Source organism: Vreelandella andesensis (assembly GCF_003989795.1).
In the GTDB taxonomy this organism is placed as follows: Bacteria; Pseudomonadota; Gammaproteobacteria; order Pseudomonadales; family Halomonadaceae; genus Vreelandella; species Vreelandella andesensis.
In genome coordinates this window covers 1-23281 of sequence record NZ_RZHG01000022.1, presented here as the reverse complement: position 1 = coordinate 23281, position 23281 = coordinate 1, and the positions used below count along the sequence as shown (strand labels likewise).

Below are 23281 nucleotides of genomic sequence, written 5' to 3'. Positions count from 1 at the left end.
AAGGGGTTATGAACATACCTATGCATAAATTCGCACCAACTTTGTGCCAGAGGGCTCAATGTGGTGCGAATTCGTTCGATGGCCTGGCGCCACTCGTCACGCCAGCTTCGGGCGCCTGATTGATCAAGTGAATGCGTCTTGAATCTGGCCTGGCAGCCGGATAGGCCAGCTACCAGGGTAATAAATAGGCTGCCTACGTTAGTCGGAAATTAAACTGCTGAGACGTGGAATTTGTTGTGCTGAGCATATCAACGGCTAATCGACGAGTTGTTCAGTGGTTCTTTAGAAATAAATGTGTGAGCGATCTGAGGCTTTAATGTTTTTACGATATGTTCGTATAACGGCATCAGACGCTCGCTCATTTCCTGTTTCGCCACATGATAGTCGATGTAGTAAGCATGGCGAGTTCCGTGATACACAATCGGCTCACTCACTTTGGTAAATTTAAAACCTGATATTGCCAATAAACGGGGCAGACGAGGCTCCATCATGGCAAACACATGACGGCGATTAGTTAAGCCAACAATAGAGTAGGTGCATAAAAAAAGTCCTAGTGCGACGAGTGAGAATGTTTTTGCCTCATCTTGTGAAAATAAAACGATTTCTCCACCCACTGCTTCTTCTGAGGTGTTGGCTTTTCGCGTTCTAAAGTTTTTAGAAATGGCTAACCGTGATACTTCGCATGTCTCAAGCGTAGGTAGCATAAACGGCGTTAAGGTGGGATGGCTAAGTAACTGCTCCCCCTTTTTTTGTACAGGCAAGTGATCGGTTGGGTTAACGTTATCGGCTAAGGGCATAACTAATCGAACACAGCCTGCAAGAATGCCGCTACGTTTGTGTTCTATAAGGCAATGAACTGAATAATTATCGTACTCATCAGACTCGTACAGTTGTGCCTTATCTTCATGCATCTCATAATTAAATTCTTTCAAAAAAACATCATGCCGAAGTCGAAAAGCGCGGCGCTTTTGGTCATCGGTGTTAGCAATAAAAAAATGATATTCGTCGATAAATTTATCAATCATTCCCTTATGATTGCTTTTAGCGTCAAGCTCACTCTTTTGGATAGTTTTCCCTGCTAGCATCTGTTGCTTCCTTTTGAGTGCGGCTTACTAAAGTTGAATTTTTTCAGGTTTGCCTAAGTGGTAACCCTGCCCATACTGAATGCCATAGGAAAGAAGTACAGGTATTAGTGCTTCTTGATCAACAAACTCAGCGATAGTTTGCTTACCAAAGCCTCTTGCTATATCGGCAAACGCTTTGACAAGCGTGTGGCTATCTTTATCGATAAGTAAGCTGCGAATAAAAGAGCCATCGATTTTAATATAGTCTACAGGGAGCTGGCTTAGATAGTGAAAACTACTAAATCCAATTCCAAAGTCATCTAGTGCAGTTCGGCAGCCTAAGTCTCTTACAGTTTGCAGTACATTGCTAGCTGTTGAGAAATCCGTAATAGCGGCCGTTTCGGTTACCTCTAAAATTAGATGGTGGGGGTCAGCACCGCTTATTTTTAATTGCTCTGCCAGATATTGTTTTAAATCTAAATCATGTAAAGATTGGCCTGATAAATTCACAGCCAGAGATAACCCCTCTTTTTGTAACGATGTCAGTACTTCTAAGCTGTGGCGCAGGACCCAACGGTCCACTTGAACTATTAAACCGCTTTGCTCTGCAACGGGTATAAATTGTGCGGGAGAGACCAAGCTGCCATCGTCGTTGCGCATACGTAGCAACACTTCGTAATGCTTAATGTCGCGGTCTTTCAACCGTACAATGGGCTGTGCCCACAGTTCGAATTCGTCGTTTTCTAGTGCTTTGTGCAGTCGCTCTACCCAATAGACGCGTTCTTGAAGCTCATCTTTAGCATTTTCTGCCTGCCTGAGAAGATGCCAGTTCTGATTGCCACTCTCTTTTGCTTTGTACATGGCCATATCGGCACTGGCTAACAGGTCAGCCGGCGTCTGGCCATTAACGGGGAACAGTGCGATACCAATGCTGGCAGAAACATGATGCTTTCTTCCGGCGGCTGTAAAGCCAAGGCCGTCCAGTAGCTGAGAAATGTACTCTGCCACGTTAATGGCCTGTTCGCTGCTAATATCTTCTAGCAGCAGAGCAAACTCGTCACCACCGAGGCGGGCAATAATGCTGCGCTGACCGAGGTTTAGAGAGAGCGTGTCAGCGACTTCTCGTAATAAACAGTCGCCCACATGGTGGCCACTGAGTTCGTTGATTTCTTTGAATTGGTTTAGATCTAGCAGCAGCACTGCGCCTTCGGCTTGACTACTAATAGTGCGCTGTAGGGCGTCTTGAAAATAGCGACGATTATAGAGCTCGGTGAGCGGGTCGTGTTCAGCAAGCCACATCAAGCGTGCCTCAGCGGCTTTACGCTCAGTAATGTCTAGTCCTACGGATATCTGGGACGCATTGTGGTTATTACTATTTGCTAAAAATGCGTGATACCAAACGACGGTAAAAGAGCGTTTGTCCACAGTTTGAAATGTTTTTTCTTCCTGGTTAGGAGTGCCGAGGTGAGGCAAAGTAAGCCCATGAGCATCACTCTCGCTATCAGTTTCATCCTCGTTGTTGCCTGGTAATTCAAAGCGAGCATATTGATCAAAAATGTCAGAGAAATGGCGTCCAATAATATCGGCGTCTTTTAACCCTAACCTTTCTAGTGTGTAGTCATTAATCAGTTGGATACGTCCCGCACTATTTTGAACAACAATAAAGACTTGTGCGGTGTCAAGCAGGCTATTAACAAAATCACGCTCTTTGGCTAGCTCATCAACGCGTTCGGCCAGCTGGCCGCTATGCTCTTGTACGCTGTGTTCCAATGCTTCTAACTGATTGGAAAGCTCACGGGTAGAATCTTCCAAACTATCAATTTCATTGGAAAAGTACCGCCAAGAGTAGGGTAGTTTCTCCCTTACACGACTAAAATCACCATTCGCCAGGGCGGGCAATAAGCCAGCGACTCGGCGCAATCGAGCCATCGGACCCAATAGAATAATCAGCAACAATAACTCGGCGGCTAACCAACCCATTAGGCCCACCACCAGTAGTGTATTTGTGGCTGTTCGAATGGCCGCGATCTGGGGAGTAATATCTGAAATAAGCAGTAAATAACCGGTGCTGCGCCAGTCGGCGTCCTCCTCCATATACACTGCGCTTAATTCAAAATAACGGCCCATGAAGTCAAGGCTGAAGGGCATATGAACCAATTGATTCAGCAAGACATCTTTAGAGGCGCGTTGAAGTACCGAGAGTGTTTGATCGCGGTTTGTAAGCGCTAGAATATGGCCGTTCCAGTCTGCTAGAAGAGGGGCTTCGGCAGGTGTTTGTCCAGCAATACGGCCTGTCACCATCAGCGCTATTTCGCTATTGGAGACTTCTTTAGCTTGCCGCGTAACGTCAGCTAATGAGCGCGATAACACTACCATTCCGATACTAGCGCCCTCCATAAGAACGGGCACCGCAGCGAATTGTTGGCATGTCATTGCGCAGCGCAGCGTTGTAATGGGGGACTCAGTTGTCAGCACACTGCCTATCCAACCTTGAATAGGCAGGTCAGCGAGCGGGGCGTTGGTACCTGAATAGCCAACTCTCACTCCTTGAGTATTAAAAACAAAGACTTCATCAACCCCAGCTTCTAATTGCAGAGAAGGCCACTGTGCTCTTAACACATCGGCCAATTCATCTTGGTTATTATCTTGAAGCGCACTTCCAAGCTCTGGTGCTGCAGCGGTTAAGCCTGCTAACTGGCGTAAGTTATCTGATGAGCGCTGCATCGCTAAACTAATTTCGCGCTGCTGCCGCTCATGGCTTTCTATACGGCTACTTTCTAACTGCTGTGTTAAATGGTATTGACCTAGCCAGATAAAGAGTGCCACAAGCGCTAACAGCAATAGACTGCTCAGCGCGATAACACGCCAAGTCAAACTAAGCCGGTGGCGCGGTTTAGAGAACGAACGTGTGGTCATCTCTGTGTATCCCGTTCAGGTAATGCTAAAAGCGCAGTGAAAGCTGGAAGAGCAGCATATTCCAGTGCTGGCTAGTTTCCGATGCGTCTGCGTCTTTGTGTAAGGGTAGCCAGCCAGTGCCATTTACATGATGATATTCGCCCGCCAGCATTAGATTGGGTCTGGGCATCCATTGAACGCCAAAGGTAATATCATCAGCAAATTGAGAGTGGGCAGGGCCCAAGCCACTCTGCTCGTAGCGAGTACCTGAACGGTCATTGCGGTCGTTTACCAAACGGTCAAAGCGAATCAACCACTGCCAGTCATTGTTCATGCGACGCGTATACTGCACATACCAACTTTCGCCGGTTTTTTTCAGATCAACGGCGGGATTAAAGCCATCGAGTTCAATTGATCTCAGTGCATACTCAGAGGTCAAACTCCACAACTCGTCGTTGTATTGCAGAGAAAATACCCAAGGCTGAAACTGGAAACTGCCATTATTTAATGGGGAACGAGAGCCTTCATAGTCAGCGTTCGCGCTGGCGGTGCTGAGTGCCATCAAAAAGTGCCCACCATCATCCTCATAGCGTATTTGGCCAATCGCAGAAGAGCCCGCTTGGAACGAACCCGGGAAACGCTCGAGTCCAAGCGCTAGGTCGACATCGTCTTCTATACGTGCGTTACCAACGCCTGCTTGAAAACGGAAAACGCCTGACTGGGTTCTTTCTTCGTGATAAATGCTGGCGCCATCGCCCGCAATGCCCAGTGAGCGAGTTCGATCAAAATAGATCGACTGTGGCAACAAGATGCTGGGTCGCGTGAAAGCAACGTCACGGGTTTGGTTATAAATACCGAAGGGGTTTTTAAATCTACCGATCTGAAGGCCAAGCGTACGTTGCTGGTTAGAGACCATCTGGTAGTCCACCACGCCGTAATCAAGCGTTGGGATGGCATCACTTGCCTCACCGCCTGCACGTCGACTGAGCACCTGAGCGGCCACCAGCACATTGCGGTGCGGGCGAACAGAGGCGTTAACACCGATTTCGGTATACTCCAAGCTGCCCGCATTATCACTACTGTTGCCGAAGAAATCGTTCTCGTCGGTAATGATAAGCGCCTGGCTTAGAAACCCATGTACTTGCAACGTGTCGAGCATGTTTTCGTTCGCCCAAGCGGACGAATATGCTGGCAGCGTTAACAAGCTAGTGAACATGAATGTGATAGGTATACGGCTAACAGAAAATTGTTCATTCCATCGAAATAACATGGATATTTTCATCCAGGTACTCCCTTTCAAGATATCCCAGCGCGCCGGGAGTATTGGCAATCTTCTCGCGCATTTCGAGTTGATCAGCAACGCGATTAGGCGCTTGGCCCATGCCTGAAAACACCATGCGATCCCATGCCAGCTGCAGTTGATGTGGGTAAACGGCGAGCTGCTCTTTGGTGAAGCGAGCATGTACAGGGTCTCGGTTTGGCAGCACAAACACCTGGACGGCGTCACCATCCGGCCAGGTACGTTGGCGCATGGCAAAAATAGCCCGTGTCGTGTCTCGGTTTAGCCACTGCGTGGCGACCGCAGGGTGTGCTACCAAAAATATGGCGGCATCATGATCACCGGACTGTGCGTGAATAGGCCCGGCAAGAAAAGCCAGCGCCATCCACACTGAACACCGTGTGATTCGTTTAAAAGTGATAAGCATTAAGTAAAAAAGCGGCATCGCGAAAATCTTATCCATTGCCTGCCGAACGCCAAGTCTACGCACCATGCCACTCTTGTTAGCACGTTATAAGTGTGTGAGATATAGGTATGTGAGATATGGGTGTGTGAGGTGATGACGCTTACTCCTCTTCAGTATTTAGAGGCGAACCGTTGTTATATGCATATATCGTTATATACATAGTCTGTGTGATAGCGAGTAAGATCTTTTGTACCACACCCCGGCATCGGCAAATTGAATCAGCACAATCTTAACCCTACATCAATTTTTTTGAACTTACCTACTTCTCAATCAACGAATCGGGCGACGAGGAACGTAGGGTTCATCTAGAAATGTTGCATAGCAATATTTAATAACCATGACACAAGTGGGCAGTACGCAAAGCGCTAAATACATGTGCTCAATCGTTCTACTTCTCAAAAGCGAAGCTAACGCTAATGGCTATCGAGATTGTGAAGCGTTACACAGATTTGCCCTGATTAACTAAAACGCCCGGCTTAAAGCCGGGCGTAAAAGCGATGAACCAAACGGGGTTAGTCCTCGAGTTCAAGAAGCCGGTCAGCGTAATTGGTAAATAAGCCGTTGACACCCCACTCCCGTAAACGCTGCATTTCATCAGTTTCATTGATGGTGTAAATGTGCACCGGAAGACCATTTTCCTGAGCCTGACTAATGAAGTCCGCACCAATAACGTCTTCGCCGTTATATGTCACGTTAGTGCCGATGCCTTCCGCGTAGGCTGCGATTGCCTGAAAGTCTTCGTCAGTGATTTCTGTTGGTGCCGGTGTAATACCGGTCCACTCCACTAATCGGCCGTTATCTTCCTCATTGGGCGAGTACCACACCAACTGGATGAGAGGAATATGTTCATTCAGCTCACGGACTTTGAGTAAGCTATCCTGTTCAAATGATTGTACTAGCACGCGGCCATTTTCGATCATTTCGTAGTCTTCAAGTGCCTCAACTAAGGCTTCCTCTAAACCCGGGTTTAACTGAGGCGACTTGGTTTCAATGTAGTAACGGGCATCATGGCCGAAGCGCTCAAATAGCTCTTTCAATGTGAGTATTTGTGCTCCTTCAAAGGCTACATTTGCTTTATCGGCATTAGTTTCATTGAACCACGTGCCGGTATCCAGCGCCTTCAATTGTTCTAATGTGTGATCATTAATGCTGCCGTCACCATCACTTGTGCGGTCGATAGCATCATCATGGAACACTACTAACTCACCGTCAGAGGTGAGCTGAACGTCCAGTTCCAAGTAATCAACACCCCACTCATGAGCCAATTCATAGGCGGCCATGGTGCTTTCCGGCGCATGTCCGCTGGCACCGCGATGAGCAATCACTTGAAACGATTCCAGATCCTTTAGCTGCTGCTCTAGAGGCGTTGCCTCTGCGAATGCAGTGGTCGAAGCAGCACCAGCAAAAAGACCCAGTGAAACGGCAATAATCAACGGATGACGTTGCATATAAACTCCTTAATTGAACGACTGTTCAATTATCCTACAGGTCTCACTATGCAAATGCCAAATAGGTCACTTATTTCGGCTTGTTAAAAGAAGGCATGCTTTTGCTTTGGCAGGTGCGCGTGGCATTCAACGCTTAACCCGGTACAACATCGGCTATTCTTAATCTCATCCATTGTTAAATGGTCGCGCTTTCCATTACACAGCCCACAAGAGGTAACCGCAATGATTGCTTACACGATGGTGGGTACGCATAACCTGGCGCGGGCACTTCACTTTTATGTTCCGTTGTTCAGTACTATGGAATTAGATGTATGTTGGCAAGACGATGCCTGCGTTTCTTTTGGCGACCCCGATGATGTCAATGTGCCAAGGTTCTTTGTTGGTTTCCCTTTTAATGGTTACCCAGCGAGCGTTGGCAACGGCACTATGACAGCGTTTCAATTCACTGAGCCTAAAGAAGTCGATACGCTCTATCAGTTAGCTATGCACAACGGTGGCAGCGATGAAGGTGCACCGGGGTATCGACCTCAATATGGCGCAGGGTTTTATTCGGCTTATGTGCGAGATCCCGACGGCAATAAGCTGGCATTTGTGGTCTATCCCCATCGCTAGAACCAACAATGTCCTAATTACCGAAGGCGAAATGACCGGTTGATAGAGGTCATCCTGCTCTCTCTGATCAGAAAGGGATGAAATAATGCAACTTTTCCTTAATGCAACCTCGCCCTATGCGCGTCTAGCGCGGATCATCTTGTTAGAGAAAGGTCTGGCAGACGACGTTACTTTGCGCTGGTGCGACCCCTGGGCAGACGACAGCGGGCTGTTAGCAGTTAATCCCGCCGGGCGAATTCCTGCATTAGTGACTGACGATGGCACGACACTGAGCGAGTCGATGCTGATCGCTGTTTACCTTGATAGCGTCAGCCCTGGCGTGCCTATGATGCCAGCTTCTCAGTTGGTTGATGTGCTCCATCTGGCAGGGCTTGGGCAAAACTTAATGGACGCGGCCTTCGCAACGGTGATCGCGAGAAAACACGATGGCGCTGAAATTGATCAACGTGAACTCGGGCGAAGACGTCAGCGGGCCATCCAGCGAATAACGCAGCAGTTAGGTGATGAGCTTCACGAAAACCAGTTAACGCCGTCGATTACTCTTGGTGAAATCGCCACCGCTGTCGCATTAGATTACCTAGCTTTCAGATTGCCTGAAGTAAACTGGAAGAAAGAACACCCAGCGTTGCAGGAATGGCATGCCGCAGTGATTACCAGGGATAGTTTTCAACAAACCGCCTTTGTTTAGCAAACTTTCTATTTGGCAAGCTATGTCTGTTTAGCAAGCTATGTCTGTTTAGCAAACAATGTCGATGAGTATTGCTTTACCCTTTAAGCTCGCGCTTAAGCCACTGGGCTAGCGGCTCGCAGCGGCGAAGGTTGGCGTGTTTGGGCAGCAAAAGACAAAGCCGTGCGGGCGTTTCGATGCTACCCCACGGGGCGATTAGCCGCCCGCTGTTCAAATCATCCTCTACGAGTAGCTTAGGTGCGATAGCAACACCCAAACCCGCCACCGCCGCTTCTATCAAATAATAAAGATGGTCAAAGCCTTGGCCTTGCTGAAGCGCGGCTTTTAATGCGTTTGGGTCAAGCCCTTTGGCACTGGCCCACTGCGGCCACGCCTGGGGTCGTGAAGCGGTCACTAACAATGTGTTGGCAAACAGCGATTCTGGTTGGGCAGAGTCGATTTGCACGGCTAACGGTGAGCTAACCACGGCGCAAATCTGTTCGGTCATTAGCGGGATAACCTCCACATCCGCAGGCCAGGGCGGTTCAGTAAATGCCAGCGTAGCGCTGGCATCAGCAGGCTTACCGGGTTGCTCGGTGTCACTCACCACTACCTGCAGTTTAAGCGCGGGGAGGTCACGGTGAAGGCGATCCAGCCGGGGAATCAGCCAGCGCGCTAATAGGCTGCCGGGGCAGGCCAGGGTAAAGGGCGCTTCTTGCACTTCATGCTTGAGCGCGGCGCAACTGTCGCGCAGGCGAGTAAATGCCTCGCCTACACCGCTTTGGAGTTGCTCACCGTGGTGAGTAAGCACCAGCCCACGCCCCGACTTGGCAAATAGCGCTACACCAAAATAGTCATCTAAACTCTTTAGCTGGCGGCTAACGGCACCGTGGGTAACGCTTAGTTCATCTGCAGCTGCTGTTACGCTACCCAGCCGGGCAGTAGCTTCAAAGGCGCGCAGGGCGCTTAACGGTGGCAGGCTATGTCGCATGGCTTGTCCTGTGTTAACAGTTGATTTCAGCTCACATGTTGCTGCCATCTTATCGATTTTTCTTCCCGACTGCTTGCGCTACCTTCATTGCAACTTAATTCGCACCGCCCAATACGCAGAGGTCGTGATGAACCAATTTGTAAACCTGCCCGACGCCAACGGCCTGTTTGGCAGCTTCGGTGGCCGTTTTGTCGCTGAAACCCTGATGCCGCTGATTCTGGAGCTGCAGGATGAGTACACTGCCGCTAAGAACGACCCAGAATTTCAGCGCCAGCTCGCTTACTTCCAAGGCGATTACGTAGGGCGGCCAAGCCCGCTCTACTTCGCTGAGCGCCTGACGGAACATTTTGGCGGGGCGAGTATTTATCTCAAGCGCGAAGAGCTAAACCACACCGGCGCGCACAAAATTAACAACTGCATTGGCCAAGTGCTGCTGGCCAAGCAGATGGGTAAAAAGCGCATCATTGCGGAAACCGGTGCCGGTATGCACGGGGTAGCCACCGCCACAGTTGCGGCACGTTTTGGCCTGCCGTGCGTTATTTACATGGGCGCCACCGACATTGAGCGCCAGCAGCCCAACGTATTCCGTATGAAACTGCTGGGTGCCGAAATTGTACCGGTCACCTCTGGCACCGGAACGCTAAAAGACGCTATGAACGAAGCGCTTCGCGACTGGGTAACGAATGTTGACGACACCTTTTACATTATTGGCACGGTAGCCGGGCCGCATCCATACCCCGCGATGGTGCGAGACTTCCAGGCGGTGATTGGTCATGAAACCCGCACGCAAATGATTGAAAAGCAGGGGCGCTTACCGGATTCACTGGTTGCCTGTGTCGGCGGTGGTTCGAACGCCATGGGGCTGTTCTACCCCTTTATTAACGACCCCGCAGTGAAGATGATTGGTGTTGAAGCAGGCGGGAAAGGTGTCAAAAGCGGCCTGCATGCCGCCAGCCTAAACGGCGGCACGCCCGGCGTGCTTCATGGCAACCGCACTTACCTGCTGCAAAATGAAGATGGCCAGATTACCGATGCCCACTCAATTTCAGCCGGGCTGGATTACCCTGGCATTGGGCCAGAGCATGCGTGGCTCTATGAGCAGGGGCGGGTAGAGTACGTGTCTGCCACTGACGACGAAGCGCTGGAAGCCTTTCAGATTTGCTGCCGTCAGGAAGGCATTATTCCCGCGCTGGAAACGGCCCACGCCCTGGCCGAAGTAGCCAAGCGTGCGCCCACGCTTCCCCGTGAGCATTTAATGGTGGTTAACCTCAGTGGCCGTGGCGACAAAGACATGATGAGCGTGGCCCATCACTTAGGCGATAAATTCGGGGTGAAAAATCGATGAGCGCAACACAGGAGACCGTTATGACCACCACCCGTCTTGAACGCTGCTTTGCCGCGCTCAAACAGCAAAACCGCCCAGCGCTGGTTAGCTACTTAACCGCTGGCGACCCGGACGCCGAGACCTCTCGCCGACTACTGCACGGGCTGCCAGAAGCGGGGGTGGATATCATCGAACTTGGGATGCCGTTTAGCGACCCCATGGCCGATGGCCCTGCTATTCAAAAAGCGGCGCTGCGTGCCCTGGAAGGCGGCCAAACCCAAGCTAAAACGCTGGAAATGGTGCGCTCGTTCCGTGAACAGAACAGCACCACGCCGATTGTACTGATGGGCTATTACAACCCCATCTACTGTTACGGCGTAGAGCGCTTTCTAACGGATGCCGCCAAGGCCGGGATAGATGGCCTGATTGTGGTGGATCTTCCCCCCGAACACGATGAGGAACTCTGCCAGCCAGCGGCCAAGCACGGAATTGATTTTATTCGCCTGGCAACGCCCACCACCGATGCCAAACGGCTGCCCAAAGTGCTGGGTAACGCCTCAGGGTTTATCTACTACGTGTCAGTGGCAGGTGTAACGGGTGGCAGCGCCCCAACGCCAGAGCGGTTAGAAAGCGCTGTTAGAGAACTGCGCGAGCACACTGAACTACCAATTGCCGTGGGCTTTGGTATTCGCACCGCCGAGCAAGCCGCTACCATTGGCCGCTTCAGCGACGCAGTAGTGGTTGGTTCCGCGCTTGTCGACTGCATCGAACATGCCAACACGCCCGATGAAGCTGTTGAACGCGTGCATGGCTTAGTCAGCGAATTGGCCGAAAGTGTCAGGGCATGTCGTAAAGCAAGCGAGCGGCAAGCCTGTTGATACAAACAGAGTAAAACGAACGCTATGTTAAGAAAGGGCAGGCCAGCAGCGCCTGCTCTTTTTGTACTCTTGTGTCTCGTTTGTAAAAAATGTTCATTTTTCATTACTTGTTGTTTTCCTGCTACCACAGGCATTATCACCGCTCGCGGTTGCCAGCTGAAGGAGGCAACCACAAGGATTTTGTCACCCTGGGGAAAATAATGGGCAAGCTTTTTTCACTGATTGTATTACTGGCTATTGGCTACGTAGGCATCTATATCTATTACGGTGTCGCCGTAAAACAAGAGGTGCAGCAGCAGCTAGATGACCGCGGCCTGTCTTCGGTGAGTGTTGATGACGTCGAGTATGGCTTGTTGGCGCCGGTTAATACCTCTGCAGAGCTAACCGTAACCGTCACCTATCGTGGTTCTCAGGCAGCAGTGAACATGGTGGTAAAGGGTCACCCAGTGTTTTCTGACGACGTAAGCGTTGAGTTCGATGGCCTACAAGCGCTGCGCTTAGGAATAGGCTTCGGACAGTAGGTTTTACAACGCTCGTTTTCAATGACTACCACCCTGTGGCAATGCATTTGCTGCTGGTTAGAGGCACATGACTAACTTATGCTTTCCAAAATTATAAGTGGCGGCCAAACAGGCGCTGATAGGGCGGCACTCGATGCTGCATTAACACTCGATTTCCCCATTGGCGGAACGTGTCCCGTTGGAAGAATGGCTGAAGACGGGCCGATGAGCAGCGTCTACACCCTAGAAGAAGTGAGCGGTGATTACCGTCAGCGTAACCACAAAAATGTAGAGAATGCGGACGGCACCGCCATTTTCTATGCGTCGTATCTTCAAGGGGGAACAGAAGCCACCTCACTCTTCTGTATTCAGCAATCAAAGCCCTACAAGCTGATTGATATCGAACTGATCGACCCACTTCACGCGGCAATGCTGCTGGCCGATTTCGTGCACGACTACCACGTAAGCGTACTTAACATAGCAGGCCCCAGGGCCAGTACCTGCCCGGTAATATACGCTTACGTCAAGCAGGTGATTGAACTGGTGATAAAGCAATCACGTTAGGCTAGGCTTAAAGCGTTTTTTAAAGCCCTTGGGCGCCGCGCCGTAGCCAATTATGCACAAAAGCTAGCTTGCGCATCGCGGCGTCTGAAAGCACAAACGGGTAGAGATCTGATAAGCCCATAGAACGGTTCACATGGTTAACACCGGCCACCAGTGATGCTGCAATATGAATCAACCGCTCGGCGTCCGGCTCGGCGTAAGCATCCCAACCATGGATATTAGGCAACGCCGGTGATGTCATGCCCGACGTGATAAAGCTATCGGTGATATCAGTCAGGTGAAGTAAGTGCGAAGCGGTTTCCGCCCAGTCCTCGTGGGGGTGGGAAGACGCATACGTCGACAAAAACCGCTGCCGCCAGTCGGCTGGTGGGCCATTTTCATAATGCCGCTGTAGCGCCGCCGGATAATCTTCCCGCTCATCGCCAAACATCTCACGAAACGCATCCAAAAAATCATCCCGTAAACTTAGCCGCCACCACAGCATATGAGCGATTTCATGGCGCATATGGCCAATCATCGTGCGGTATGGCTCATCCAACGCCTCTTTGCGCGTTGTGCGCAGCACCGCATCTGCTTCTGCCACACTGATAGTAACCACGCCGCCGACATGCCCCATGGGCACAGGAATTTCCCCCTCGGCAAGCATATGAAACACCGGTGGCGCACCAGGGTCTTCCGGGCGAAACCAGTTCCAGCGGCCCAGGTTATCGATCACCCAGCGTTTCGCCGCTTCCGTTTGCGCCCAGTTGGACATCGCATTTGGAATAGAAAGGTCGGGTGCTAGGGCCGTCATCGCGCAGGCACGGCAGAACTCACCTTGCTTAGGCGCAATCCAGTTACAGCCAATCACTTCACGGTTCGCGCAAAAAGGCGGCATCGGAAGAAATGCCCGCGCCTGCGGGTCGTAAGCAACGGGAACGCCGTTTGCGGTCACCAAATTATCAAACCAAAGTGAACCGGCACCGACCGGATTAGAAAACACACGCATAGGTCGGGTATCCAAAAGAAATGAGGTTTTAGTCTAGGCGGCAATGCTAGGGTACGTCCAACGACGATTGCAGAGCATTGCCCGTTGCGCTGTACCAACATGCTTCCACAAGCAGCGTTTTGCGCTGAAATTGTGATACAGGCAAACTACGATATCTCACAATAAGGTGCTACCCCATGCAACGCCAACATACTTGGGCCGAAACGCTGCCGCAACTCTACGACCACCTCTGGGCACGCCTTATTAGAGGGGTACACGACCGCCACGCCCCCGCGCGGCACCCAACCTTGGCGACTGTAAGCACGAACGGCATGCCCCAGGCACGCACGGTGGTACTGCGTAGCGTGGATAAACAGGCCGCCACACTCGCGCTGTATACCGACATTCATTCGGATAAAGTAAGCGCACTTCGTGCCAACCCTGTGGCCGCGCTGCACGTATGGGACGCCAGCGCCCACTTGCAAACACGCATCGAGGCAGGCGTGACGATTCTCACGGGGGACGCCGCCTACGAACACTGGCAACGCGTGCCGGAACATTCCCGAAGTGCCTACAGCAGCGGCTCCGCTCCTGGTGAACCCATCGCCGATTCGTTGGCGTACACCAAAACGCCGGATCAGCAGGCCTTTGCCGTATTGCTATTCCACATCAACACCATTGATGCGCTACACCTTGGCCCGCAACACCGCCGCGCCCTGTTCTCACGGGAAGACCACTGGGCAGGGCAGTGGTTGATTCCTTAACAGGCTTACAATGCTTATACCCTCGATACCCACACTCTATATCCGCTAGGCAGTCGCCAAGGCTTAAAAGGCTCAGTATCATAAGCAGCCAACCAAATCACAGAAGCCACCTTTTATGTCATGCCCACCTTGCCCCAACTGCCAATCTGAATTCGTCTATCAGGATCAAAGCCTGTTTATTTGCCCAGAGTGTGCCCACGAATGGAACCCTTCCGAGGTAGAAGCGGAAGACAGCGTCACGGTGAACGATGCCAACGGCACCCTGCTTGCCGAAGGCGATAAGGTAACGCTCATCAAAGACCTCAAGGTTAAAGGCAGCTCAATCGTGCTCAAGATTGGCACCAAAGCTGTCATCAAACGGCTAAAAGAAGGCAAAGACCACCAGCTAGACTGCAAAGTAGACGGCGCAGGCGACATGATGGTCACCGCCCAGTTTGTGAAGAAAGCCTGAATCACCCTCACACGCCTAGAGAGCCACCATGGACGTCAGCGTTAACACGCAAGAACAAATCGTGAAGTCATTTTCCGCCTGGATGCCCATGGTGCTGGTTGCGCTCATTCTCTACGGCGCATTATTTGCTGGGCTCACTATCTGGGGGCTCATGCAGTTCTTTGGCATGGAGCAAGCCGTCGCGCAAACAGTAGGGCTACCAAGCGGTGTGCTGTTACTGGGCGGCTTGTTTTACATCTATGTGAAATGGCTGACGAGATCCCTGGCGTCATACCAGCTTTCCCTAAGCGATAAGCAGCTCATCGTGAAAGGCATTTCAGGGCGGCGAACCATTGAACATGAACTGCCGGTGGGTAACGTTAAAAAAATACACATCGGCACCCACATGCACACCATGCAAAAGCCAACGTATGGGCAGGGCGGCGCTAAAAGCAAAGCCGCTTCACGGCTGACGTTTGTGTTAAGTAACGGCGACTATTTCAAACTTGATTTCGCCATGAACGCCTTTGATAACGAATCACTCTATGACTTCCTTGCCGCCATGAAACGCAAAGGGGTCGATATCAACCTCCACGGCTAATAGCCCGCTTAGCAAACAGCATTAAGCGAGCTTCAGCGCGCGATAATTAAATCACTGAAATATAAAGCAGGCAGTACGCCAGTCATCCCGCAACCCTGACCCAGGCCAACCTCGTAGCCTAAAGTGCTACTTCTTTCTGGTGGGCTTAAGCTAATTTAGCTGCTAGGCTAATTTTACTAGAGCGATAAACGCCGCAGGGAACAACCTAATGCAAAATGCCCCACGCATTGAGCCTTACTCAATTAGCCAACGCGTGCAGGCGCAGGCTGATGGCACGTTAATCGCCGACTCCACCAATACGCTTGAACTCCGCGAACGCGGCTACCCGCCATGCCACTACTTCCCCTGTGAAGACGTGCGAATGGACTTACTCAACGTTTCAGAATCCAGCTATTGCCCGTTCAAAGGTAATACGGTGCATTTCTCGCTGGGCCGAATTCAGGATATCGCCTGGAGCTACGAGCAACCGATTGAAGGTATGGAAGCTATTGCGGGTAGGGTGGCGTTTTATAAGGAAGTGAGTAAATGACTCTTTTCGACCCTGAGCGGCCATTCCGGAAAATGCAGCAGGCGCGCGAATTTTGGATATACAAACTAACAAAAATTAACACCTCAAAGCACTGTAGGCATTCCGATATTGAGTGGAGCGCTGTTGGATTAAATGGCTGGAACGACGGTTCCAGAAGGCGCGCAACATTTGGGGTCGGGTAGAGGTACTGCGTAAGGCGCTACCGTTGCCATGGGCAAGGATTATCCACCGATGTTGAATCCTTCAGCGAAGCTTTTGATTGAGGAGCCGGATACGTTAATTGCGCACGTCCGGATCTTGTGGGGGCCGGGAAAGCAATCGCCTGGTCTACCCGACCCTGCGGTGTCCAGGGCGCCTGAGTATTTTTCCAGAAAAACCTGTGCCAGTGTCCGGTAACTGATTTACTTTCGAGGGCGGTCGTTCAGCTTCCTGACCACCTTACGCAGCTCAGCGCCAATGACCTTACGGAAGTTTGTTCCCTTGGAGAAGTGCTGTCGCATTAAGTCAATGGTGTTCTCGTTGCTTCCACGTTGCCCTGAACAATAAGAATCGCAAAAGTAGGTATCTGCGGTCATCGCCTTGCCCACGGCTGCGTGGTCGGCGAACTCCGAGCCGTTGTCCAGAGTGATAATCTTAACAGCACCCCGGCGAGGCTTCAGCAGCCGGACCATGGCTGCTTGCGTCAGCTCCGCTGAGATATTGGGCAACCCTGCCGCTAGGAGGTAACCGCTACGACGCTCTACCTAAGATCAAATCAAGCTAAGCGGGGTCGATGGTCATTAACAGGCGTGTTTCGCCCTCTGTCATGGAAGGACTGCGGTGCACCAGGCCGTGTTCCTCACTGCCTTCCCAGCCACTTCCCTTGATCAGGGCGATATCACCCGCTGCCAGGCGTTGAATAGCGCTGTCGTCGGTAACAATTTCCGGGCGGTTCGGGTTAGGAGCGCCTAAGCCTGCGCGATTGGTGGCGTGCTCAGGAAGCCATTCACTGCCGGGGCCGTGGTAGGTCGTCACCATGCGTACTGGCAGGTTGTCGCAGTGAAAACGTGGGCACATGGCACTGTTAAGCAAGCGCAGGCGAATCCCTATGGTTTCGGTATCGAACAGAAAGGCGATGGCCTCAGCAATGGTCACCATATCGTCCAGCAGCGGTGTGGCGGCCTCCGGTGCGGGCAGCTGGCGGCGCAGGTCTGCCATGAAGGCTTCATCCGGGCTGCCCAGCCAGCTGTATTGCCAGGGGCGTTGTGTCAGGCATTGCGCCTGGGCGCTCAAGGCAACATCGGCAGGAAGGCGGCGCTGAAGGATAGCGATATTATAGGCATCCTCAAAAATACGCGGCAATACGCTGATATCTGTATCAGCAGTGGCATGTCTCGGTAGGTGAGGGTGAGAGGTAGCAAGTGACGGCATGAAAAGCTCCTGAATCGTATGAATCGTTAATTATTCGGATGATTATTTATGTTATGTTATAACGTTTAATGTCGCTAAGGGTCAATCCATGTCGCTAACAGAAGTACACTTTTCGTCAATCGGCGGTGAGTTAAGCAAAGCCGATATTCAGGCTATGCCTGAAGAGGATTATATGAATGTCGCTCAGTTGGCCTTTTTTCGTCGGCATTTGATGGCGGAGCGCGCTGAACTGGAAGCACACTTACAGGAAGTGAAAGCCACAATAGCCTCTCACGAACGCGATGCGGATGAAGCCGATCAGGCATCGTTTGAGGAAGAGCTGCGTTTATCTCTGCGTCAGGCGGATCGAGAAAGCCGATTAATTCAGAATATTGATGCGGCGCTTAAACGTATTGAAAGCGGCGATTATGGTTATTGTGAGGAGACCGGCGAGCCAATTGGTATTCCACGCCTGCTGTACCGGCCCACGGCACGCCTATGTATCGAAGCGAAGGAGCGCGAAGAGCGCAAGGAACATCATTTTCGTAAGGCTAGAGGCGAGTGATACGGGAGTAAAAGCGGAGACTGCCTGCCTTTTGCGGGTAAGGGAAAACTGCCTCGTCGCCTTACGCGCTAACGGTGGAGAGGGTGAGCGATTTTCTGATACGTTTTTTTGCTGGAAGTTTGCAGGAAGATGTTATGTCAACTAACATAACGATATTACATTGAATATTGAAATGATCCACTGAGGCCATTATGAAGTTTTGCCAAGAACATGGTCAGCAAAAAAGTGTAGTCGCCATGCTACCCAGCGAAAAGCACCTCAACATTATCGCTGCGCTGTTTAAAGCTCTCGGTGATCCTTCTCGAATGGCCTTGTTGTTTGCACTAAAAGACGGTGAGCGTTGTGTTGGTGATCTTGTGGATGACAGGAATAAGTTATCAACGGTATCAGCGCGTCTGAAGGTGCTGTTTGACGCAAACCTAGTGGTCCGACGCCGCGATGCGAGGCATCTTTACTATCGCTTGGCCGATCAGCATGTTGTTGAGTTGATTGAAAACGCGCTGGCCCATGCCGATGAAGAGATGAAAGCGTCAGTGTAATACCTACTATCACTTTAACTTGGCTATGCAATCCAAGGAGATAACGATGAGCTGCAATATCCATCAAAACCACCCGCATGAGCACGGCCCGAATTGCGGTCATACGCAAATTAAGCATGACGGTCACGTCGATTACTTGCACGATGGTCACCTGCACCATCCTCATGGCGACCATGTTGATGAGCATGTGCTTGAAGTGTCGGACAAAAACCCTGATGCGTGCACACCTAATCACCAATGTGCAGGTCATGATGCGGACCACGTACACGGCCCAGATTGCGGCCACGAAGCCATTCCCCATGGCGACCATGTCGACTACTTAGTCGATGGCCATTTACATCATCCTCATGGTGATCACTGTGACGATCACGGCCCTGTGACTGTTGTTCGTTAAAACCAGGACGGGCGCATCGGACAACAGATGAAACTGTTGTCCGTCTAAGGCACTTATATGGACGCTTCTAAAAATACCATGAGTTGTCTTTGAGGGCGGCGCGTCAGGGTGTTGAAGAGTTGCATCTGGCTACTGTGGCGTCGTGCCCTGTTAGGCGTTTGGCGGCTTATATATCAATGGCTCAACGGCGCGGTAATGACCTCAACCGTCTCTTTGCGAATGGCGTTGTAAAAGCAGTTGGGTCGCCCGGTATGGCAAGCGGACCCTTGCTGATCAACCCTTAGCAGCACTGCGTCGCCGTCGCAGTCTAGTCGCGATTCGACCAGCCGCTGGCGATGACCGGAGCTCTCACCCTTGCGCCACAGGGTCTGCCGTGAGCGTGACCAGTAGCACACTTGGCCAGTCGTTAGCGTTTCGAGTAACGCCTCGCGGTTCATCCAGGCCAGCATGAGTACCTCACCGCTGTCGTGCTGCTGGGCGATGGCGGTGATCAATCCGTCGGTGTTCCATGGGATGGCGTCGATCACCGTTTCCAGAGGTGTTTAGTGTCACCGACCTCAGCGTTTTCCAGCTGCGTCCAGATATTCATTCAGATATTCATTACACGGGTTCCCAGTTCCACTCGCTGCGGGCCACGGCATCGTGCGCATGCAGGCTTTCTGCATGAACGATACGCAAGGCAAAGCCTTCGACAGCCGGCTGATGGCTCAAGGTTGCATGCAGCCGCCGGGCTGCGTCCTCGCAGAACATCAGATTTTGACCGTTGGCCAGCGCAAAGGCTTGTTCGTCAACGCGCTTAACAGCGGTTTGCAAGGCAGTGCCCAGGCTTTTTTCGACACTGTTAATCACATCAAGGAGCGGCAATTCATCAATATCAGGCGTCAAACGCAACGAAAGGTGGGCTTGACTGCGCTGGCTGTGGGGCGTCGCCAATATGGCTTGCTCGCTGCCCAGCCAGGCATGTACAGCGGCTCGGCTGACAGGGATATCGTTAAAGTCTTCTTCAAACGCTTGCTGAATCAATTGCCGCGATAGGGCGGCGGAGCACGGGCAGGTGGAGGAATAGCCAATGCTGACGTTAAGTATCAATTGCGTGCCGGAGGGAGTCCGCCGACAGCGCAACGCAAAGGGGTAGGTTTTCCATCCTGACAGGGGGCTGATCAAGGCGGGGCGTCTCAATAGTGCTTCACCGTTGAGTTCAAGAAACGCCTGCTCTGAAAGGCCTTGATGGCTGTCCAGAAAGGTATCCAATAATGAACGGATGCTGGCCAGTGACAGTTCCTGATGTTCCAGCTCGGCCAGTGCCAGGTAAAGGCGTGACATATGAATGCCGCGTGTGTCCGGGGCATCTAGGCTGACGCCTGCTGAAGCGCGAGCCGCAATCGCTTGGCCTGCGACGAGAAGGGGCAAGGCGATTCCTTCCATGCCGACCCAGCTTAAGGTGCCTTTGTGCGGTGACGCTGCGCTGGCAACATCATCGAGGTGTCTGGCTGGACGTATGGCTTCTTTGTTCAGAGGGGAATTCATCGATGGTCCTCTAGTTAGACCCTAATATGTGAGGCATGCCGACGGCCTTTTTTCCGGTTGCCTGTTGAAAGCGCTAAACCGATGGTATGAGAGGAGGATAATGTCAGCGGCTGTCAAACGCTCACTCCCAGGCGGGGAAGGGATCGGGGAGCTGGCGCCAGGCTTCCATGCCGTCGAGCACTTGTTCCTCGCTGAGCAGGCAGTTGTCCAGCGCTTCTATCATGCGTGTTTTATCCATGTTCTGGCCGATAAAGACCAGTTCCTGACGCATATCGCCGAAGGGCTCCTGCCATTTTTCCATGATGTAGCCACGGTATTCGGGGTCATCCGGCCAATTGGCTTCGGGGATCGCCTTCCAGAACATGCCTGCCTGGGCATAGTGGGCAATACCGCCAGCCTGGCTCCATTGCCCGGCAAACTGCGGGCGGGTGGCCAGCCAGAAAAAGCCCTTGGAGCGCAATAACCCTTCGCCAAACCAGTCGGCATGCAGCAGGTCGTGAAACTTCTGCGGGTCGAAAGGGCGGCGGGCATGGTAGGCAAAGCTTGCAATGCCGTATTCTTCTGTTTCCGGTACGTGTTCACCGCGCATTTCTTTGAGCCAGCCGGGTGCCAGCTGCGCCCGTTCAAAGTTGAAACTTCCCGTATCCAGCACTTTTTCCAGTGGCACCTGGCCCTGGGCAATAGGCACGATCTCGGCCTCCGGATTAAGCGAATGCAGAATGGCGTTCAGCGCCGCCAATTCGTTTTCGTTGATCAGGTCGGTCTTGCTGACCAGCAGCACATCACAGAATTCGATCTGGTCGACCAACAGGTCAGCGACGTTGCGCTCGTCGTCCTCACCCAAACTTTCACCAGCCTCTGCCAGGCTTTGGGCTTCGCGGTACTGTTCCAGAAAATTAGCACCATCGACCACGGTGACCATGGTATCCAGGCGGGCGACTTGGGAAAGACTCTGGCCATCTTCACCTTCAAAGGTGAAAGTTTCCGCGACCGGTAGCGGTTCGGAAATCCCCGTGGATTCAATCACCAAGTAATCAAATTTGCCCTCCCTGGCCAGCTGGTTGACTTCAATCAGCAAGTCTTCGCGCAAGGTGCAGCAGATGCAGCCGTTGCTCATTTCCACCAGCTTTTCTTCTCGGCGGTTCAGAGACACGTCCTGCTCGTTGTCAGCATTGCCGCGCACCATAGCGGCGTCAATGTTGACCTCGCTCATGTCATTGACAATCACCGCCACCCGGCGGCCTTCGCGGTTGGCGAGGATGTGATTGAGTACCGTGGTTTTACCGGCCCCCAGAAATCCGGAAAGGACGGTAACGGGAAGCTGGGTAACAAGATCGCTCATAACAATTGAACCTTATAGTGGAAAAAGTAATAGGAAAAAGGGGTAGGCATCTGTTGTTAGTGTTCAGCGTTAAGAGGCAAACCGTTGCCAGCCCTGTGATGCCAGGGTGCTGATCACAAAAAAAGCCGCAGCCAGAGAAACAATGGTGGGGCCTGTCGGTGTGTCAAAGGTGTAGGCGGCGCGAAGCCCGCCGGTGGTGGCGGCCATGGCAATCACGGCGGCGATCACGGCCATCTGTTCGGGGGTGCGGCTGAAGGGGCGCGCCGTTGCAGCGGGAATGATCAGTAGGGCAGCAATCAGCAGTGCGCCCACCACCTTGAGCGCCACGGCGACCACAATGGCAAGCGCGATGGTTAATACCAGTTGTTCACGGCGCGGATTGATGTGGCTGGCATGGGCGAGCTCTTCGTTCAGCGTGGCGGTCAGCAGCGCCTGCCAGCGCCATAGCATCAGGCCAATGACCAGAATGGCGCCGGACCAGATAATCACAAGGTCGGTTTTCCCCACGGCGAGAATGTCGCCAAACAGATAGGCATGCAGGTCGATTCGCACGCCCGCAACAAAGGAGACGGCGACCAAGCCGATGGCCAGGGCGGAGTGAGCCATCACGCCGAGCAAGGTGTCCATGGCATAGCCTTTGCCACTCAGCAACGAGACGCTGATGGCCATCAGCAAGGCGATTGAGACGACGCCAGCGAAGATTGAAATATTCCACAGCAGAGCGAGCGCTACGCCCAGAATGGCGGCATGGGCGGTGGCATCGCCAAAATAGGCTATCCGCCGCCAGACGACGAAACACCCCAGCGGTGCGGCCGCCAGCCCAACGCCCAGCCCTGCCAGGGCGGCACGCCACATGAAGTCATCCAGCATGGCGCGTCTCCTTATCGTGGTGGTCAGCGTGTTGATGGCGATAAAAGGCCAAGGTGCTGGCGGTCTGGTCACCGAAAAGTGCATGGTACTGGGGCGATGACGCGACTTTTTCGGGCTGCCCCTCACAGCAGATGTGCCCGTTCAGGCAGATAACATGATCGGCCGTGCGCATGACCACATACAGATCGTGGCTGACCATCAATACCGCGCATTGGGAGCGCTGCCGAATCTGTTCGATGCGCTGATAGAAATCGGCCACGCCACGGTGATCCAGCCCCTGCGTGGCTTCATCAAGCAGTAAGAGTGAAGGGCGGGTCAGTAATGCGCGGGCCAGCAGAACGCGCTGCAGCTGGCCGCCGGAAAGGTGATTCATGGCGGCATTCAGCAGGTGCCCGGCACCCGCCTGTTCCAGCGCCTCGGCAATGTCACGGCTGGCATGCCGTTTGGGCAGGTTAACGAAGCGGCGTACCGTTATTGGCAGGGTGGGGTCCAAGTGCAAGCGCTGGGGGACATAGCCAATCCTGATATCGGGGGCGCATATGATCCGCCCAGCCGCCGGTTTGATCGCGCCTACCAGTGTCTTGACCAGCGTGGACTTACCGGACCCATTGGGGCCAATCAAGGTGACAATCCGACCGCGTTCGAGCACCAGGTTGATATTGTCCAGCACGCGCTG

The 23281-nt window shown here is 52.4% G+C and carries 26 protein-coding genes and 1 pseudogene; 13 read left to right on the top strand and 14 right to left on the bottom strand.

The window, feature by feature from the left end; translation table 11 throughout:
• Positions 1 to 248: 248 nt before the first annotated feature.
• The 5 genes from ELY33_RS12795 to ELY33_RS12775 all read right to left on the bottom strand — a co-directional run bounded on the left by ELY33_RS12795 (position 249) and on the right by ELY33_RS12775 (position 7152).
• Positions 249 to 1085: a PEP-CTERM/exosortase system-associated acyltransferase gene (locus ELY33_RS12795; RefSeq protein WP_126948303.1), complete on the bottom strand. Its 837-nt coding sequence runs from the start codon at positions 1083 to 1085 to the stop codon at positions 249 to 251.
• 27 nt (positions 1086 to 1112) lie between these two features.
• On the bottom strand, positions 1113 to 3980 hold the full coding sequence (locus ELY33_RS12790; protein ID WP_126948302.1) for a bifunctional diguanylate cyclase/phosphodiesterase: 2868 nt from the start codon (positions 3978 to 3980) through the stop codon (positions 1113 to 1115).
• Positions 3981 to 4005: 25 nt separating this feature from the next.
• Entirely contained in the window at positions 4006 to 5118 is a 1113-nt protein-coding gene (locus ELY33_RS12785) for a hypothetical protein (RefSeq protein ID WP_126948301.1), read from the bottom strand.
• A gap of 91 nt (positions 5119 to 5209) precedes the next feature.
• A complete protein-coding gene (locus ELY33_RS12780) occupies positions 5210 to 5623 on the bottom strand; it encodes a hypothetical protein (protein ID WP_126948385.1) in 414 nt (137 codons plus the stop codon).
• A 593-nt stretch (positions 5624 to 6216) separates the two neighbouring features.
• Positions 6217 to 7152 (bottom strand): glycerophosphodiester phosphodiesterase, encoded by a 936-nt coding sequence (locus ELY33_RS12775; RefSeq protein WP_126948300.1) that lies wholly within the window; start codon positions 7150 to 7152, stop codon positions 6217 to 6219.
• A gap of 222 nt (positions 7153 to 7374) precedes the next feature.
• Between ELY33_RS12775 and ELY33_RS12770 the strand changes: the two genes are divergently transcribed.
• Both ELY33_RS12770 and ELY33_RS12765 read left to right on the top strand, forming a co-directional pair.
• Entirely contained in the window at positions 7375 to 7764 is a 390-nt protein-coding gene (locus ELY33_RS12770) for a VOC family protein (RefSeq protein ID WP_126948299.1), read from the top strand.
• A gap of 85 nt (positions 7765 to 7849) precedes the next feature.
• On the top strand, positions 7850 to 8452 hold the full coding sequence (locus ELY33_RS12765; protein ID WP_126948298.1) for a glutathione S-transferase N-terminal domain-containing protein: 603 nt from the start codon (positions 7850 to 7852) through the stop codon (positions 8450 to 8452).
• Between the two features lie 76 nt (positions 8453 to 8528).
• On the opposite strand, the gene ELY33_RS12760 is transcribed toward ELY33_RS12765, so the two are convergent.
• Positions 8529 to 9422 carry a LysR family transcriptional regulator gene (locus ELY33_RS12760; RefSeq protein ID WP_126948297.1) on the bottom strand — a complete coding sequence of 298 codons (894 nt, stop codon included), beginning with the start codon at positions 9420 to 9422 and terminating at the stop codon, positions 8529 to 8531.
• A gap of 127 nt (positions 9423 to 9549) precedes the next feature.
• Here ELY33_RS12760 and trpB point away from each other — a divergent pair, with 127 nt between their 5' ends.
• The 4 genes from trpB to ELY33_RS12740 all read left to right on the top strand — a co-directional run bounded on the left by trpB (position 9550) and on the right by ELY33_RS12740 (position 12688).
• On the top strand, positions 9550 to 10767 hold the full coding sequence (gene trpB, locus ELY33_RS12755) for a tryptophan synthase subunit beta (RefSeq protein ID WP_126948296.1): 1218 nt from the start codon (positions 9550 to 9552) through the stop codon (positions 10765 to 10767).
• Between the two features lie 20 nt (positions 10768 to 10787).
• Complete coding sequence (gene trpA / locus ELY33_RS12750) at positions 10788 to 11624, top strand: tryptophan synthase subunit alpha (RefSeq protein ID WP_244208606.1); 837 nt, start codon at positions 10788 to 10790, stop codon at positions 11622 to 11624.
• Between the two features lie 200 nt (positions 11625 to 11824).
• A complete protein-coding gene (locus ELY33_RS12745) occupies positions 11825 to 12145 on the top strand; it encodes a hypothetical protein (protein WP_126948294.1) in 321 nt (106 codons plus the stop codon).
• 78 nt (positions 12146 to 12223) lie between these two features.
• Entirely contained in the window at positions 12224 to 12688 is a 465-nt protein-coding gene (locus tag ELY33_RS12740) for a YpsA SLOG family protein (protein ID WP_126948293.1), read from the top strand.
• Positions 12689 to 12707: 19 nt separating this feature from the next.
• Here the strand turns inward: ELY33_RS12740 and ELY33_RS12735 are convergent, their stop codons facing one another.
• Complete coding sequence (locus tag ELY33_RS12735; RefSeq protein WP_126948292.1) at positions 12708 to 13676, bottom strand: zinc-binding metallopeptidase family protein; 969 nt, start codon at positions 13674 to 13676, stop codon at positions 12708 to 12710.
• Between the two features lie 176 nt (positions 13677 to 13852).
• On the opposite strand from ELY33_RS12735, the gene ELY33_RS12730 reads away from it, so the two are divergent.
• The 4 genes from ELY33_RS12730 (at position 13853) to ELY33_RS12715 (ending at position 15979) form a co-directional block, all read left to right on the top strand.
• Positions 13853 to 14419: a pyridoxamine 5'-phosphate oxidase family protein gene (locus ELY33_RS12730; RefSeq protein ID WP_126948291.1), complete on the top strand. Its 567-nt coding sequence runs from the start codon at positions 13853 to 13855 to the stop codon at positions 14417 to 14419.
• Between the two features lie 115 nt (positions 14420 to 14534).
• The gene (locus ELY33_RS12725; protein ID WP_126948290.1) at positions 14535 to 14870 is read left to right on the top strand and encodes a zinc ribbon domain-containing protein YjdM; all 336 of its coding nucleotides are present in this window, start codon (positions 14535 to 14537) and stop codon (positions 14868 to 14870) included.
• Positions 14871 to 14898: 28 nt separating this feature from the next.
• Positions 14899 to 15450, top strand: coding sequence for a hypothetical protein (locus ELY33_RS12720; RefSeq protein WP_126948289.1), 552 nt, complete (start codon positions 14899 to 14901; stop codon positions 15448 to 15450).
• A 208-nt stretch (positions 15451 to 15658) separates the two neighbouring features.
• Positions 15659 to 15979, top strand: a complete 321-nt coding sequence (locus ELY33_RS12715; protein ID WP_126948288.1) for a DUF427 domain-containing protein — start codon at positions 15659 to 15661, stop codon at positions 15977 to 15979.
• A gap of 332 nt (positions 15980 to 16311) precedes the next feature.
• Here ELY33_RS12715 and ELY33_RS18395 read toward each other — a convergent pair.
• Positions 16312 to 16722 (bottom strand): annotated as a pseudogene (locus ELY33_RS18395) (IS30 family transposase); the annotation flags it as partial.
• A gap of 16 nt (positions 16723 to 16738) precedes the next feature.
• Positions 16739 to 17389 (bottom strand): DUF1826 domain-containing protein, encoded by a 651-nt coding sequence (locus ELY33_RS12705; RefSeq protein ID WP_126948286.1) that lies wholly within the window; start codon positions 17387 to 17389, stop codon positions 16739 to 16741.
• A gap of 154 nt (positions 17390 to 17543) precedes the next feature.
• On the opposite strand from ELY33_RS12705, the gene dksA reads away from it, so the two are divergent.
• The 3 genes from dksA to ELY33_RS17980 all read left to right on the top strand — a co-directional run bounded on the left by dksA (position 17544) and on the right by ELY33_RS17980 (position 18866).
• Positions 17544 to 17933 (top strand): RNA polymerase-binding protein DksA, encoded by a 390-nt coding sequence (gene dksA / locus ELY33_RS12700; protein WP_422822296.1) that lies wholly within the window; start codon positions 17544 to 17546, stop codon positions 17931 to 17933.
• Between the two features lie 191 nt (positions 17934 to 18124).
• Positions 18125 to 18472 carry an ArsR/SmtB family transcription factor gene (locus ELY33_RS17985; RefSeq protein ID WP_208644241.1) on the top strand — a complete coding sequence of 116 codons (348 nt, stop codon included), beginning with the start codon at positions 18125 to 18127 and terminating at the stop codon, positions 18470 to 18472.
• 46 nt (positions 18473 to 18518) lie between these two features.
• Entirely contained in the window at positions 18519 to 18866 is a 348-nt protein-coding gene (locus ELY33_RS17980) for a hypothetical protein (RefSeq protein ID WP_208644240.1), read from the top strand.
• 173 nt (positions 18867 to 19039) lie between these two features.
• Here ELY33_RS17980 and hisI read toward each other — a convergent pair whose 3' ends face one another.
• The 5 genes from hisI to ELY33_RS12670 all read right to left on the bottom strand — a co-directional run.
• A complete protein-coding gene (gene hisI, locus ELY33_RS12690; RefSeq protein WP_340148127.1) occupies positions 19040 to 19393 on the bottom strand; it encodes a phosphoribosyl-AMP cyclohydrolase in 354 nt (117 codons plus the stop codon).
• 73 nt (positions 19394 to 19466) lie between these two features.
• Positions 19467 to 20393 carry a GTP cyclohydrolase FolE2 gene (folE2, locus tag ELY33_RS12685; protein WP_126948283.1) on the bottom strand — a complete coding sequence of 309 codons (927 nt, stop codon included), beginning with the start codon at positions 20391 to 20393 and terminating at the stop codon, positions 19467 to 19469.
• A 121-nt stretch (positions 20394 to 20514) separates the two neighbouring features.
• The gene (gene zigA, locus ELY33_RS12680; RefSeq protein WP_126948282.1) at positions 20515 to 21735 is read right to left on the bottom strand and encodes a zinc metallochaperone GTPase ZigA; all 1221 of its coding nucleotides are present in this window, start codon (positions 21733 to 21735) and stop codon (positions 20515 to 20517) included.
• 69 nt (positions 21736 to 21804) lie between these two features.
• Positions 21805 to 22605: a metal ABC transporter permease gene (locus ELY33_RS12675; protein ID WP_126948281.1), complete on the bottom strand. Its 801-nt coding sequence runs from the start codon at positions 22603 to 22605 to the stop codon at positions 21805 to 21807.
• On the bottom strand, positions 22595 to 23281 hold a 687-nt coding region (locus ELY33_RS12670), incomplete at its 5' end, for an ATP-binding cassette domain-containing protein (RefSeq protein ID WP_126943443.1). The genes ELY33_RS12675 and ELY33_RS12670, both read right to left, overlap by 11 nt.

What these genes read in the sequence shown, in the direction of transcription:
- ELY33_RS12795 (WP_126948303.1), bottom strand. Translation starts at nt 1,085, where the DNA reads ATGCTAGCAGGGAAAACTATCCAAAAGAGTGAGCTTGACGCTAAAAGC.
- ELY33_RS12790 (WP_126948302.1), bottom strand. Translation starts at nt 3,980, where the DNA reads ATGACCACACGTTCGTTCTCTAAACCGCGCCACCGGCTTAGTTTGACT.
- ELY33_RS12785 (WP_126948301.1), bottom strand. Translation starts at nt 5,118, where the DNA reads ATGCTCGACACGTTGCAAGTACATGGGTTTCTAAGCCAGGCGCTTATC.
- ELY33_RS12780 (WP_126948385.1), bottom strand. Translation starts at nt 5,623, where the DNA reads ATGGCGCTGGCTTTTCTTGCCGGGCCTATTCACGCACAGTCCGGTGAT.
- ELY33_RS12775 (WP_126948300.1), bottom strand. Translation starts at nt 7,152, where the DNA reads ATGCAACGTCATCCGTTGATTATTGCCGTTTCACTGGGTCTTTTTGCT.
- ELY33_RS12770 (WP_126948299.1), top strand. Translation starts at nt 7,375, where the DNA reads ATGATTGCTTACACGATGGTGGGTACGCATAACCTGGCGCGGGCACTT.
- ELY33_RS12765 (WP_126948298.1), top strand. Translation starts at nt 7,850, where the DNA reads ATGCAACTTTTCCTTAATGCAACCTCGCCCTATGCGCGTCTAGCGCGG.
- ELY33_RS12760 (WP_126948297.1), bottom strand. Translation starts at nt 9,422, where the DNA reads ATGCGACATAGCCTGCCACCGTTAAGCGCCCTGCGCGCCTTTGAAGCT.
- trpB (WP_126948296.1), top strand. Translation starts at nt 9,550, where the DNA reads ATGAACCAATTTGTAAACCTGCCCGACGCCAACGGCCTGTTTGGCAGC.
- trpA (WP_244208606.1), top strand. Translation starts at nt 10,788, where the DNA reads ATGACCACCACCCGTCTTGAACGCTGCTTTGCCGCGCTCAAACAGCAA.
- ELY33_RS12745 (WP_126948294.1), top strand. Translation starts at nt 11,825, where the DNA reads ATGGGCAAGCTTTTTTCACTGATTGTATTACTGGCTATTGGCTACGTA.
- ELY33_RS12740 (WP_126948293.1), top strand. Translation starts at nt 12,224, where the DNA reads ATGCTTTCCAAAATTATAAGTGGCGGCCAAACAGGCGCTGATAGGGCG.
- ELY33_RS12735 (WP_126948292.1), bottom strand. Translation starts at nt 13,676, where the DNA reads ATGCGTGTGTTTTCTAATCCGGTCGGTGCCGGTTCACTTTGGTTTGAT.
- ELY33_RS12730 (WP_126948291.1), top strand. Translation starts at nt 13,853, where the DNA reads ATGCAACGCCAACATACTTGGGCCGAAACGCTGCCGCAACTCTACGAC.
- ELY33_RS12725 (WP_126948290.1), top strand. Translation starts at nt 14,535, where the DNA reads ATGTCATGCCCACCTTGCCCCAACTGCCAATCTGAATTCGTCTATCAG.
- ELY33_RS12720 (WP_126948289.1), top strand. Translation starts at nt 14,899, where the DNA reads ATGGACGTCAGCGTTAACACGCAAGAACAAATCGTGAAGTCATTTTCC.
- ELY33_RS12715 (WP_126948288.1), top strand. Translation starts at nt 15,659, where the DNA reads ATGCAAAATGCCCCACGCATTGAGCCTTACTCAATTAGCCAACGCGTG.
- ELY33_RS12705 (WP_126948286.1), bottom strand. Translation starts at nt 17,389, where the DNA reads ATGCCGTCACTTGCTACCTCTCACCCTCACCTACCGAGACATGCCACT.
- dksA (WP_422822296.1), top strand. Translation starts at nt 17,544, where the DNA reads ATGCCTGAAGAGGATTATATGAATGTCGCTCAGTTGGCCTTTTTTCGT.
- ELY33_RS17985 (WP_208644241.1), top strand. Translation starts at nt 18,125, where the DNA reads ATGAAGTTTTGCCAAGAACATGGTCAGCAAAAAAGTGTAGTCGCCATG.
- ELY33_RS17980 (WP_208644240.1), top strand. Translation starts at nt 18,519, where the DNA reads ATGAGCTGCAATATCCATCAAAACCACCCGCATGAGCACGGCCCGAAT.
- folE2 (WP_126948283.1), bottom strand. Translation starts at nt 20,393, where the DNA reads ATGAATTCCCCTCTGAACAAAGAAGCCATACGTCCAGCCAGACACCTC.
- zigA (WP_126948282.1), bottom strand. Translation starts at nt 21,735, where the DNA reads ATGAGCGATCTTGTTACCCAGCTTCCCGTTACCGTCCTTTCCGGATTT.
- ELY33_RS12675 (WP_126948281.1), bottom strand. Translation starts at nt 22,605, where the DNA reads ATGCTGGATGACTTCATGTGGCGTGCCGCCCTGGCAGGGCTGGGCGTT.